The sequence below is a fragment of the Burkholderia mayonis genome (assembly GCF_001523745.2).
GTDB lineage: Bacteria > Pseudomonadota > Gammaproteobacteria > Burkholderiales > Burkholderiaceae > Burkholderia > Burkholderia mayonis.
Genome location: NZ_CP013386.1, coordinates 3,191,951 through 3,204,777, shown reverse-complemented (window position 1 = coordinate 3,204,777; position 12,827 = coordinate 3,191,951). Strand labels below are relative to the sequence as shown.

Below are 12,827 nucleotides of genomic sequence, written 5' to 3'. Positions count from 1 at the left end.
CTTAAGGAGAACGTATGACTCGCCGCTCTACTTTATCGCTCGTCGGTGCATGTGCCGCCGGTCTGTTCGTCTTCGTGGCCGCCGCATCCGCGCAGACGACTCCACCGACGCAGCCGCGCCCCGAGGCAGCCGCTGAAACCGGTACGAGGCTGCATGAAGCCGATCAAGCCTTCGTCACCGACGCGACGAAAGCCGTATCGACGCAGCGCGATGCCGCACGCATCGCGACGTCGCGCTCGAGCGATCGCGCCGTGAAGGCATTCGCGGAACGCGTCGCGAGCGACAACGAGAAGCTGTCGCAGACGCTGCGCGCCGCGAGCCCGCGCGGCGTCGACGTGCCGCACAACGATCCCGATCCCGCCGTGCTCGACAGCATCAAGAATCTGCGCGGCGACGCGTTCGACAAGGCGTACATCGAGCAGGTCGCACTCGACGGCAACCGCAAGTCGCTGTCGGTGTTCCAGGCCGAAATCGCGTCGGGCCGCAACGAGCAGCTGAAGAATGCTGCGCGCAAGGGCCTGCCGGTGATCCAGGCGCATTATCAGCAGGCTCGGGAGCTCGCGGGCCGCAAGCACCTGCCGGGCGACGCATCGCAGTGACGGCGGTCGTTCGCGCGACGTCGTCGCGCTTGCGATAGCGAAAGCGCGTACGGCGCATCCGTTCGATGCGCGCTGCATATGCGGCGCATCGGGCGGCAAACGGATAGGCGGCGCGTAAGCGCCGCCTGTTTCGTATCGAGCGTGCGCCGATTCTCCCGCGCCGTCCCGTTCAGAACGTCTGCCAATCCGTCTCGGCGACCGCCGCGACGGATGCAGGGGCGGCGCCGGCAATGCGCTCGCGCTCGCGAACGATGGAGCCGGCATCGCACGCGTCGCCCGCCGGTTCTGTTTGGCGGTCGTGCGAACTGCCGCCGCGGGCGCGATTGCCATTTGCGCCGGGCGCGCATCGCGCGGTCGCGCGGTCGCGCTCGCATTCGACCGGAACACGGCGACCGCATCGACGAGCCGTTGCGTCCGGTTCTTCAGATCGTCGGCGGCGGCCGCGATCTCGTCGAGGTGCTCGGGACCGCCGCGGTTCTCGACCTTCGCGACGACCTGCGGCGTCGCGCCGCCGATCAGCGCACGGATCGCGCGACGTGCGCCGCCGATTCGACGAAGCTGACGCCGACGAAATCGACGCCCGTTTCCTTCGCGAACGCAATCATCTCGCGGTCGCGCGGCGTAACGAGATCGTGGCCGAGGTCGATCTCGGGCACGTCGATGCCCTTGCGGCTCTTCAGCGTGCCGGCCGTCTCGGCGATTACGCGCACGTCCTGGCCGCGCACCGCGTCGACGACGAACGACAGCGCGCCGTCAGCCCAAGCAATTGCCGGTACAACTCCACGCTGTCCATCGCACGCCTCCCTTGCAGAACATGCGCGCCAGCGTACTACCGACCCACAGGAATGTCTGAAGAACCTTTTTATTTGGTGATAAACGAATCGGCCGGTACGTGGGCCGCGCCTGCTAGCGCGCCAGCCGGTCGAGCAGCGGCGACGAAAACACGCGCTGCGGATCGTAGCGGTCGAGCGTGCGCAGCGCCGCATCCCAGTTGTCGGCGGGCGACAGCCCCTGCCGGAACAGATCTGGAATCGTCGTTCCGATCATCGTGTCGTCGCTCCACGCGGCGGCGTCGGTGTAGCCCCAGCCCTTCGACCATTCCGGCCGCACGGTCGCATAGCCGCCGCTGTAGTTCGACAGCATCCAGCGCTCGATTTCGCGATAGAAGCGGTTCGCGTCGGGCGTGCCCGGCAACGTCAGGATGTCGAACCAGATCGCGGCGTTCCAGTCCGGATGGTCGGGCCGTGGCCGGATCGCGGACAGCGACGGCGCCGCCGCGCCCGGGCCGACATCGTCCGGCGAATCGACGCCCGTCACGCGGATCTCGACGGGACCGTTCATCGGATAGCTGCCAGTCTGGCGGTAGGCAGCGACCCGCTGCTGATAGAACTCGACGAACTCGTTGATCGCACGCTGCGCGTTCGCGCGGTTCGTCAATACGGCATAGCCGTTCGCGGTCACGCGCAGCGTCGTCGGCCGGACATACTGCAGCACCGAGCGCGACCAGCCCCAGAGATTCGTCAGCGGCTTGAAGATATTCGTCAGGCCGAGATAGGTGATCGCGTATTGCGTTTTTCCGAATAGCGGAGCCAATTGGATTTCGCCGTTCAATAAAATGCGGGTCACCAGGTCGGACAGTTCTTTCGATATCGAATCGGAAAACGGATAGTTGTAAGGCTGATCGACGGCGAGCGCGCCGGACGGCTGGTTCGGCCGAACGGTCCATACCTTCAGCCAGGGCCTGTCGGTGAACGGAAACCAGATCGCCTCGATCCGGCCCGAGCGCTGCAGGAACGACTCGACGGTCCGGCCCGGCGAGCCGGCCGGCGCGAACAGCTCCGACGAAGCGATGTCGACGAAGCTCTCGCATTGCAACCGTTGATTCGCGCCGACTTGCAGCGTTGCCTCGATGATGAACGCCCGGCCGAGATGCGTGAGGAACGGGCCGATGTCGGGATCGGTTCGCGCGAACGTACGGAGTGCGTAGCGGCCCGACGAAGCGTCATGGACGACCGCGGTCAGCGACACGACCGAGTTGCTGAGCGAACCGTACGTGTGTCCCGCCGGCCGCGTCTCGCCCGAGGCCGGCAGCGCGGTGCCGTGCGCGCCGATCGCGAGCGCGCCGCCGAGCGTGATATCGCCGGGCGCGGGGACGGCGGTCATCCCGAGCCCTTGCCGCTCGAGCGTCGCGAGCAGCGTGTCCATCGACACGCCCGCTTGTGCGGTGACGCGCGCGGGCTTCGTCGACACGTCGATCGACACCGACGTCAGATGCTTTGTCGTGTCGACGAGAATCGCGCGGACGTTCGCATCCTGGGCGGCTACCGTGAGCGGCGACCAGTTGTGCATGTAACCGCGCGGTCTCACGCGATAGCCGTTCGCCGCCGCCCAGCCGACGATCGCGACGACGTCGGCGGGCGTCGCGGGCGCGGCGGTCCACAGGTCCGCCACGGCGATCTCGCCGCTCCAGTTCTGGAACGCCTGCTTGTAGAGCGGAATGCTCGCCGGGAAATTCGGCGGCGCGGGGACGGAAGGCCGTGCATGCGCGGGAATCTGATAGATCGGCGTCCATCCGGCGACGACGCCCGCACCGGCAAGGCGCGCGATATCGCCGAGAAACGCGCGGCGACGATGACTGGGAGAATTGCCTCCGGTGGTCTTTTTCATGTTTTCTCTCGAAATATTATTGATTCTGCAACGAAGGAATGAAGCATTCTGTTTTGTTGAAATGCATTTCCCTATTTTTGCTGCGTGCTTATATTCGAGAATTGTTATTGTTTATTAAAAATATGTTATTGAATAATAAAAATTAATTAGATGATAAGCGGCGATGAAATCGCGTCAAGCAAATTGATTTTTCAGGCCGGGAGGAACGAAAGGCGGCGGGCGGCGGAATCGCGCGGCCGCTGTGTCGCGGCCGCGCGAAGTGACATGGACGACGTGCGGCTGCGCGTTCGGCGGTGGCACGCGTGTCGACGGGAAGGGACCGGTGCGGGTGGAAAGCGCGCGGCGTGCGCCGCAAGCGAGCACGCGAAAGAGCGCGGCTCGCGCAGTCTGTGTTCAATCTTCACTTGTTTATTTACTTTTGGTGAAAGCTCATCAGATCGGCGACCTGACGTTCTTCGTGCTCGTCGCGCGCCACGGCAGCCTGTCCGCCGCCGCGCGCGTGCTCGACGTACGCTGCCCGCCGCGACGAAGCGGCTCGCCTTGCTCGAGAACCGGCTCGGCGCGCGGCTCGTCAATCGCACGACGCGCAGCTTCAGCCTGACGAGAGAAGGCGAGACCTACCTGCGCTACGCGACGCGCATCGTCGCCGACATCCGGCGGATGGAGGACGCGGTGCGCGCGAGCCGCTCGGTGCCGCGCGAGGCGGCCGCCGCGCGTGAGATAATTGTCGTTCCACCGCCAGCGATGATGCGGCCCCGCCGCACCCGATACGTTGAATCTCCTGCCCGTTTCCCTCGACCAGATCGACGATTTCGACGAGATCGTCGACGTCCGCACGCCGCTCGAATACGCGGAGGATCACATTCCGGGCGCACTGAACGCGCCTGTCCTCAGCAACGAAGAGCGGGTGATCGTCGGCACGATGTACAAGCAGGTGTCGCCGTTCGAGGCGACGCGCGTCGGCGCGGCGATGGTCGCGCGCAACATCGCCGCGCATCTCGGCACGACGTTCGCCGACCGTCCGCGCAACTGGCGGCCGCTCATTTACTGCTGGCGCGGCGGCAAGCGCTCCGGGTCGATGACTGTCTGGTTCAACATGATCGGCTGGCGCGCGAGGCAGCTCGACGGCGGCTACAAGTCGTATCGCCGCTCGGTTGTCGATGCGCTCGGTCAGTTGCCGCCCGAATTTCGTTACGTCGTCCTGACGGGCAATACGGGGAGCGGCAAGACGCGGCTGCTGCATGCGCTCGCACAGGCGGGCGCGCAGACGCTCGATCTCGAAGCGCTCGCCGCGCATCGCGGCTCGCTGCTCGGTGCGCTGCCGAGCAGCGAGCAACCGTCGCAGAAAGCGTTCGACACGGCGCTCGTCGGCGCGCTGCGCGGCTTCGGCCGCGAGCAACCCGTGTTCATCGAAGCGGAGAGCCGGCGCATCGGCGCGATCACGCTGCCGCTCGCGCTGCTGACCGGCATGCATGCGGCGGATTGCGTGAACGTCGAGACCGAACGCGACGAGCGCGTCGAGTTGCTGCTGCAAGACTACGGGCATCTGTTCGATCAGACCGCGTTCTTCAAGATCCAGCTCGAGAAGCTCGTGCCGATGCACGGCCACGCGCGAATTCGGAAGTGGCACCAGATGCTCGACCAAGGGCGGCGCGGCGAGTTGTTCGAAGAACTCGTCGACGTTCACTACGATCCCGCCTATACGCGCAGCAGCCGAGCGCATTTCGTTCGCCTGCCGCAGGCCGAGCACTTTCCGTTCAGGCCGACCGCGAGCGACGTCGTCGAACAGGCGAGGGCGTTGCTCGCGTATCTCGACGCGGCGGGCGCGAGCGCGTGTGGCAAGCGGGCTTGATGCGCACGTAGCACGCAGGCCGCTTGCACACGGTGCACGGCACGTGCTGCACGCGCTGGCGTCGTCGTGCGCCGCGCTTCGCGAGTCTTTTCTCCAGCGGCCATCGATGCCGCATGCGCGCCCGAGCGATCGGCTATCCTGACCGGCGGCATTCTATGCATGTTTCGAACACTCGCCCGAGCGATGCCTCGATGCGCGTCCGCTCGATCGCGTCGCGCACGCATGCCAGCCCTTTCCGACTGTAGGCGGCGCCGATCAACGCTCGATCGTATCGCCGCCGTCCGGCGATGCCGGCTGTCCTTGCGCGTCGCTGCCGTGCTGCGCGGCAGGCGGCGCTGCGCGCTTGCCCGGATGATCGACGACGTGTTCGACCGCATGTTGCGCGGCCGGAACGGCCACGGTCGGAAAGATCACCGCGAGGGCGACCCACAGCACCACACCTGCAATCATGATCGATCTCCAGAAGATTCGTGCGGCGACGCGCGCATCGACGCGTGTCGTGCCATACGCTGCCGCGTGCGAACAGCGCATGCCGATGACGAGCAGCGATCGGCCGCCGTCACACGCGTCGCGTGGAGCCGCCGCACATGCTTTGCGCCGCGCAAGAGCGCTTCGATGCGTCCGCGAATCGCGCGCGCGATCAATCCGCTCGCGTCAGCATCACGCGAGCCGTGCGTACAACGGCGTGGGAACATGGGCTCGTTCCGCGCAACGCGCATGACGAGGGACTGCGATCACTGTACGAGCAACGTCGCCACGCTTCTTGATCGAACGCAATCGAAGCGGAAACGCTCGGAGTGCAGATCAATTCGAGAAGACGTTAGGCGTGTGCGTCGCCTTCGCCCCGGCGGAACACGCGTGCGTCGTCGTAGTAGTCATACAGACCGGCGAAGCGTCCCCAGTCGATTGCGACGCGCAGCGTATTCGCTGCATCGAAAGGATTCAGCCGGTCGAGCAGCTCGAGCTCGAAGCGCTCGCGGGGCGCCTGGTGGCCGGCGCGCTCGTCCAACACCTGACGGATGTGCGCCGCAAGCGGCACGAAATGTTCGAGATGCTCGCGAAAAAGCCGCTTGCGTTCGCTCGCGCTGCCCTGCGCATAGACGCGGCCCGCGGCCGTCAGCCGCAGCGCGCCGTCGTGCAGCTCGGCGAACTCGAGCACGTGCAGCGCGACCGCGAGCGGCAGCAAGTCGTTCATCGGCATCGCGAGCGCCGATGCGAGCCGCGGCAATTCCGCGCAGCCGTCGCGCGCATGCAGGACGAACGCATCGACGAAGCCGTCGAGTTGATGGCTCGACACGTTCGGCAGTCGTTGCGCGGGAACGCCTGGTTTGCCGTTTCGCGCGGCGACCGCATCGGCGATGCGCGTCGTGAGCGCCGCATAGATATCGTCGACGATGCGCTGCAGCTCCGGATCGAGCCGATTGCGCGGATAGCCGAGCGGAATCGGCACCTCGGCGAGGATGCGGCCCGGATGCGCGCCGAGCACGAGAATCCGGTCGCACATCAGCACCGCTTCTTCGATGTTGTGCGTGACCATCAGCACCGCGTCGATCGGCAACTGGCGCGCGTGCCACAGGTCGAGAAAATCGGTGCGCAGCGTGTCGGCGGTCAGCACGTCGAGCGCGGAGAACGGCTCGTCCATCAACAGCAGCGCCGGGTCGCCGACGAGCGCGCGCGCGAAGCCGACGCGCTGTCGCATGCCGCCCGACAGCTCGCGCGGATACGCGGACTCGAAGCCATCGAGGCCGATCAGCTCGATCGCCGACATCACGCGCTTGCGCGCTTCGTCCGGCGGCACGCGGATTGCATCGAGCCCGAGCTCGACGTTTTCGGCGACAGTGAGCCACGGATAGAGCGCGAAGGTCTGGAACACGACGCCGATGCCGGCGGCAGGGCCGTCGAGCGGCTCGCCGCGATATTCGACGCGCCCGGCGCTCGGCTTGACGAGCCCGGCCGCGATGCGCAGCAGCGTCGATTTGCCGGAGCCCGAGCGGCCGAGCAATCCGAGGATCTCGCCTTCATGGACCGTCAGGTCGATGTCGGCGAGCACGGGCAGCGGTTCGCCCGACGGCTTGGCGAACGACATGCTGATGCCGCGCAGCGCGATCACGGGCGCGCGCGCATCGTGCGCATCGTCGGCGGAGGCGGGCGGCGAAGCGGGGGCGGGGCGTGTCGGCGTGGACATGGCGGCACCTAGTCGAGACGGGAGCGGCGTTCCGCAAACGCATAGAGCGGCCGCCACATCAGACGATTCATCGCGATCACGAGCAGCGACATCGCGGCGACGCCGAGCGCGATCCGCGGATAGTCGCCCGCCGCGGTCATCCGCGCGACGTACGCGCCGAGTCCGGACGCGTCGAGCGTCGTGTGTCCCCAGCCGACGAGCTCCGACACGATGCTCGCGTTCCACGCGCCGCCCGACGCGGTGATCGCGCCCGTCACGTAGTACGGCAGGATGCCGGGCAGCACGACCTCGCGCCACCACGTCGGCGTGCGTACGCGCAGGCTCGCCGCTGCTTCTTTCAGATCGTCGGGGAACGCGGTCGCGCCGGCGATCACGTTGAAGAGGATGTACCACTGCGTGCCGAGGATCATCAGCGGACTAAGCCAGATCGCGGGTGTGAGCTCGAAGTGCGCGATCACGAACACGGCGAGCGGGAACAGCAGGTTCGCGGGAAACGCGGCGAGGAACTGCGCGATCGGCTGCACGAACGCGGTCGCGCGCGGCCGCAGGCCGATCAACACGCCGATCGGCACCCAGACGGCCGACGCGACGCCGATCAGCACGAGCACGCGCGCGAGCGTCAGCGCGCCGTTGCGCGCGACGTCGGCGACATCGGCCCACGCCAGCACGGGCGCCGCGAATCGGAAGAGCCCGATGCTCGCATAGACGATGCCTGCCGCGCACAGTGAAATCCAGATGACGCGGCCGATGCGCCGAGACAGCGAGCGCTCGTGCGCGGACAGCCGCACGCGAAGCGACAGACGGGTGCGCGCCGCGCGATGCAGCATCGCGCCGAGCGGCGTGCCGACGCGCTGCGGCAGGCTCGCGCGATGCAGCAGATCGAGCAGCCAGCTGCGCGGCGCGGGGCCGCTCACGGTCTGATCGCAGCGGAACTTGTGCGCCCATGCGACCATCGGTCTGAACAGCAACTGATCGTAGAGCACGATCGCGATCGTCATCGCGGCGATCGCATAGCCGACGGCGGGGAGATCGCGCTCGGCGATCGCGCGCGCGACGTACGCGCCGACGCCCGGCAACGCAATGTGCAGATCGCCGACCGAGATCGCTTCGGACGCGACGACGAAGAACCAGCCGCCCGACATCGACATCATCGCGTTCCATGCGAGGCCCGGCATCGCGAACGGCACTTCGAGCCGCCAGAAGCGCTGCCAGCCGGTTTGCCGCAGGCTGCGGCTCGCCTCGTCGAGATCGCGCGGCACCGTGCGCAGCGATTGATAGAAGCTGAACGCCATGTTCCAGGCCTGGCTCGTGAAGATCGCGAAGATTGCCGCGAGCTCCGCGCCGAACGTGGAGCCGGGCGTGATCGACAGGAAGAACACGACGGTGAACGACAGGTAGCCGAGAATCGGCACCGACTGCAGTACGTCGAGCAGCGGAATCAGCACGGCCTCCGCCGCGCGGCTCTTCGCGGCGAGGGTCGCGTACGCGAACGTGAACACGAACGACGCGCCGAGCGCGGCCAGCATCCGCAGCACGGTGCGCAGCGCGTAGCCCGGCAGCGCGAGCGGCGATAGCGAGATCGCTTCCGGCCGAGCGACGTCGAGCGGCAGCGCCATCTGACGAACGCCGGAGCCGAGCAGCACGATGAGCGCGAGCACGAGCAGCACCGCGGCCGCGTCGCGCCACCCGAGCGTGCGCAGGCGCCAGCGTCCGCCGGCAAGCAGGTCGACATGTTGCTCCACCTTAACCCCCGTGCGATTGGCCGCGCACCATCGTCGGCGAAAGCGCGGCGCGCGCGCTTGACGTGCATCAAGCGTCGCTGGCTTCGCGGCGTGCGATCCACTGCGCCGCGCATCGAAAAATAATGCGAACGCATGTGTGCGGATGGGGTTATTCGCACTGCAACTTCCGCGCGGAGCGCGTAAATTGAAAGAGACGCGCCGCTGCGTGAGCGACGGCGCGACCGCGGCCGCGATCGTTGATTCAACGCAATGTTCCGGCGAAACCGCGGTCGAGAATGATCGGACCAGCCGCCTTGCGCGGCGTCGCGCGACGGCCCGTCGCGAGCGGCGCGCACGCTCGGACGGCGGTCGTCCGGAGACGATTCATGCATCCTGCGAAGACGCCCTTTCTTGCCGTGCGGGATGCCGCTCGCCCGTTGCACGGCAATTCGGCCGATTTCGACGAATTGATCGACATGACGACCGATGCCGACGTGATGCTGCTCGGCGAGGCGACGCACGGCACGACCGAGTTCTATCGGATGCGCGCGCAGATCACCGCGCGGCTCGTCGACGAATGCGGTTTCGACACCATTGCGATCGAGGGCGACTGGCCCGATGCATGGCGCGTGAATCGCTATGTGCAGGGCGACGCCGCGATCGGCGACGCCGACGCGGCGCTCGCGGACTTTACGCGTTTTCCCGTATGGATGTGGCGCAATCGTCCGATGCGCGAATTCGTCGGCTGGTTGCGCGATCACAATGCGACGCTGCCGCGCGAATCGCGGGTCGGCGTCTACGGGCTCGATCTATACAGCCTGTACCGGTCGGCGGATGCGGTGATCCGCTATCTCGACGACGTCGATCCCGACCAGGCAGAACTCGCGCGGCGGCGCTACGCGGCGCTCGATCACGTGCGCGAGCCGAGCGCATACGGCTATGCGGTCGCAACGGGCGCACGGCCCGCCGCGACCGCCGATGCGGTCACGCAATTGCTGCAGCTTCGCTCGAGCGAAGCGGCTTATCTCGCGCAAGACGGCATCGACGCGCTCGATGCGCAGTTTTTCGCGGAACGCAATGCGCAAGTCGTCGTCAACGCGGAGACCTACTACCGCGCGATGTTCGGGCCGCGCGCGAACATGTGGAATCTGCGCGATTCGCACATGCGCGATACGCTGTTCGCGCTGCGCCGCTATCGCGCGCGGCGCGGCGGCACGGGACGCGCGGTCGTCTGGGCGCACAACTCGCATGTCGGCGACGCGCGCGCGACCGCGATGCATCTGCGCGGCGAATGGACGCTCGGCCAGCTCGTGCGTCAGTCGCTCGGCGAACGCGCGCTGTCGATCGGCTTCACCGCCTATACCGGCCACGTGTCGGCTGCGTCGCACTGGGACGGCGACGTCGAGCAGAAATGGATGCGTCCCGCGCTGCACGACAGCTACGAACACCTTTTCCATACGACCGGGCTCGATCGTTTCTTCCTGTCGCTGCGCGAGACCGTCGCGCAGCCGCTCGGCGAAGCGCTGCTCGAGCGCGCGATCGGCGTGATCTATCTGCCGGAGACGGAGCGCGACAGTCATTACTTCATGTCGTCGATCACCGGGCAGTTCGACGCGCTGTTCCATCTCGACGAGACGAGCCCGCTCGAACCGCTCGCGCCGCCCGATGTGTGGCATCCGCGCGAGAAGCCGGTGCCGGCGTCGTGACGGCGACGCAGGCATGGAGAATGCAATGCAGACGCAAGAAGTACGGATACCTATCGGAAAAGTCGAATTGAACGGCATCCTCGCGACGCCCGAGCATGCGCCGGGAATCGTCGTGTTCGCGCACGGCAGCGGCAGCAGCCGGTTGAGTCCGCGCAACCAGGAAGTCGCGGCGGTGTTGCAGCGCGCGGGTCTCGCGACGCTGCTGTTCGATCTGCTGACGGTGGAAGAGCAGCGGCGCGACGCGGTGACGGCCGAGTACCGGTTCGCGATCGCGTTCCTCGCGCGCCGGCTCGTCAGCGCGCTCGACTGGCTGCACGAGCGGCCGCACGTCGGCGAGCTGCCCGTCGGCCTGTTCGGCGCGAGCACGGGCGCGGCGGCGGCGCTGATTGCGGCCAACTCGCGCGCTCGCGCCGTGCGAGCGGTCGTCTCGCGCGGCGGCCGCCCCGATCTCGCGGGCGACGCGCTGCCGCGCGTGCGTGTGCCGACGCTCCTCATCGTCGGCGAGCGCGATGAGGAAGTGATCCGGCTGAACCGTCTCGCGGCCGGCTGGCTCATCGGCGAGTCGAAGCTCGTCATCGTGCCGGGCGCGACGCATCTGTTCGAGGAGCCGGGCACGCTCGACGAAGTCGCACGCCTCGCGGCCGACTGGTTCGTCGCGCATCTCGGCGGCGACCGGGAGGCGCACAAGCGGAGCCGAAGATGACGAACCCCGCTCGCGACGGCGTGTTGCTGACCGACTTGTACGAATTCACGATGCTGCAGTCGTATTTCGATTGCGGGATGAACGATACGGCGACGTTCGAGTTCTTCGTTCGCAAGCTGCCCGAGCATCGCAACTTCCTGGTGGCGGCGGGTCTCGAACAGGTGCTCGACTATCTCGCGGGCCTGAAGCTCGACGCCGACGAAATCGACGGGCTCGCGAGCACAGGGCTTTTCAGCGACAGGTTTCTCGCGTCGCTCGAATCGCTGCGCTTCACCGGTTCGGTCCACGCGATGCGCGAGGGCACGGTGTTCTTCATCGACGAGCCGATCCTGCAGATCACCGCGCCGCTGCGCGAAGCGCAACTGATCGAGAGCCGCGTGATGAACCTGCTGCATTTCGAGTCGATCGTCGCGAGCAAGGCTGCGCGCGCAGTGCTTGCGGCGCCGGGCAAGACGCTGGTCGACTTCGGGCTGCGTCGCGCGCACGGCGCGGAAGCGGCGCTGCTGTCGGCCCGTGCGAGCTATATCGCGGGCTTCACCGGCACCGCGACGCTGCTCGCCGGCCTGCGCTACGGCATTCCCGTGTACGGTACGATGGCGCATTCGTACGTGCAGGCGCACGACAGCGAGTCGCTCGCGTTCGAGCATTTCGCACGTTCGTTCCCGCGCAACGCGATGCTGCTGATCGACACATACGACACCGAAGCGGCCGCGTACAAGGTGATCGACGTCGCGAAGAAGCTCGCTCGCGACGGCGTCGAGGTGAAAGGCGTGCGGCTCGACAGCGGCGATCTCGCGCAGCACGCGATGCGAGTGCGCGCGATTCTCGATCGCGCAGGCCTGCGGCAGGTGACGATCTTCGCAAGCGGCAATCTCGACGAATACAAGCTGGAAGCGCTGATCGGAAAGGGTGCGCCGATCGACGGCTTCGGCGTCGGGACGCGGATGAACACGTCGGCGGACGCGCCATATGCGGATTGCGCGTACAAGCTGACCGAGTACGCGGGCGTGCCGCGCCGCAAGCGCTCGGAGGGCAAGGCGACGTGGCCGGGACGCAAGCAGGTGTACCGCCGCTGTCGCGACGACGGCGCTTTCGATGGCGACAGTCTCGCGCTGCGTGACGAAGCGCATCCGGGCGTCGCGTTGCTCGAGCCATTCGTGATCGACGGCGAGCGCGTTGCATCGTTGCCGAGCCTGGCCGACGTGCGCGCGCACGCGCGCGGCCAGCTCGACGCGCTGCCCGCGGCGCTGCGCGATCTCGCGCACGCGGCCGATTATCCGGTCGCCGTGACCGACGCGCTCACCGCGCTCGCGCAACGGATCGACGCGCAGACGGCGGGCGATGCGCACACATAGTGCGACGTTCCGTGCGTCGCGCGTCGACGCACATTCCTG

The 12,827-nt window shown here is 67.1% G+C and carries 10 protein-coding genes and 1 pseudogene; 6 read left to right on the top strand and 5 right to left on the bottom strand.

Translation table 11 applies throughout. The features are described 5' to 3' along the window. Nucleotides 1–14: 14 nt before the first annotated feature. Nucleotides 15–599: a DUF4142 domain-containing protein gene (locus tag WS70_RS15455; RefSeq protein ID WP_059469072.1), complete on the top strand. Its 585-nt coding sequence runs from the start codon at nucleotides 15–17 to the stop codon at nucleotides 597–599. Between the two features lie 515 nt (nucleotides 600–1,114). On the opposite strand, the gene WS70_RS33380 is transcribed toward WS70_RS15455, so the two are convergent. Both WS70_RS33380 and WS70_RS15445 read right to left on the bottom strand, forming a co-directional pair. Next, entirely contained in the window at nucleotides 1,115–1,309 is a 195-nt protein-coding gene (locus tag WS70_RS33380) for a pyruvate kinase (protein WP_231747052.1), read from the bottom strand. Between the two features lie 196 nt (nucleotides 1,310–1,505). Next, a complete protein-coding gene (locus tag WS70_RS15445) occupies nucleotides 1,506–3,266 on the bottom strand; it encodes a cholesterol oxidase substrate-binding domain-containing protein (RefSeq protein ID WP_059597747.1) in 1,761 nt (586 codons plus the stop codon). 421 nt (nucleotides 3,267–3,687) lie between these two features. On the opposite strand from WS70_RS15445, the pseudogene WS70_RS15440 reads away from it, so the two are divergent. Further along, nucleotides 3,688–3,965: pseudogene (locus tag WS70_RS15440) on the top strand (LysR family transcriptional regulator); the annotation flags it as partial. A gap of 73 nt (nucleotides 3,966–4,038) precedes the next feature. Next, the gene (mnmH, locus tag WS70_RS15435) at nucleotides 4,039–5,118 is read left to right on the top strand and encodes a tRNA 2-selenouridine(34) synthase MnmH (protein WP_059469067.1); all 1,080 of its coding nucleotides are present in this window, start codon (nucleotides 4,039–4,041) and stop codon (nucleotides 5,116–5,118) included. A 255-nt stretch (nucleotides 5,119–5,373) separates the two neighbouring features. Here mnmH and WS70_RS15430 read toward each other — a convergent pair whose 3' ends face one another. From WS70_RS15430 to WS70_RS15420, 3 genes are all read right to left on the bottom strand, one after another. After that, on the bottom strand, nucleotides 5,374–5,568 hold the full coding sequence (locus WS70_RS15430; protein ID WP_059469131.1) for a hypothetical protein: 195 nt from the start codon (nucleotides 5,566–5,568) through the stop codon (nucleotides 5,374–5,376). 370 nt (nucleotides 5,569–5,938) lie between these two features. Then, nucleotides 5,939–7,303 (bottom strand): ABC transporter ATP-binding protein, encoded by a 1,365-nt coding sequence (locus tag WS70_RS15425; protein WP_082722338.1) that lies wholly within the window; start codon nucleotides 7,301–7,303, stop codon nucleotides 5,939–5,941. A gap of 8 nt (nucleotides 7,304–7,311) precedes the next feature. Further along, nucleotides 7,312–9,045 carry an ABC transporter permease gene (locus WS70_RS15420; protein ID WP_059469065.1) on the bottom strand — a complete coding sequence of 578 codons (1,734 nt, stop codon included), beginning with the start codon at nucleotides 9,043–9,045 and terminating at the stop codon, nucleotides 7,312–7,314. 365 nt (nucleotides 9,046–9,410) lie between these two features. Between WS70_RS15420 and WS70_RS15415 the strand changes: the two genes are divergently transcribed. The 3 genes from WS70_RS15415 to WS70_RS15405 are packed head-to-tail and all read left to right on the top strand — an operon-like array spanning nucleotide 9,411 to nucleotide 12,788. Next, entirely contained in the window at nucleotides 9,411–10,730 is a 1,320-nt protein-coding gene (locus WS70_RS15415) for an erythromycin esterase family protein (RefSeq protein ID WP_059469130.1), read from the top strand. A 25-nt stretch (nucleotides 10,731–10,755) separates the two neighbouring features. Then, nucleotides 10,756–11,433: a dienelactone hydrolase family protein gene (locus tag WS70_RS15410; RefSeq protein WP_059469129.1), complete on the top strand. Its 678-nt coding sequence runs from the start codon at nucleotides 10,756–10,758 to the stop codon at nucleotides 11,431–11,433. Further along, nucleotides 11,430–12,788 (top strand): nicotinate phosphoribosyltransferase, encoded by a 1,359-nt coding sequence (locus WS70_RS15405; RefSeq protein WP_059469064.1) that lies wholly within the window; start codon nucleotides 11,430–11,432, stop codon nucleotides 12,786–12,788. Before WS70_RS15410 ends, WS70_RS15405 begins: the two co-directional genes overlap by 4 nt. The last annotated feature ends 39 nt before the right edge of the window (nucleotides 12,789–12,827 follow it).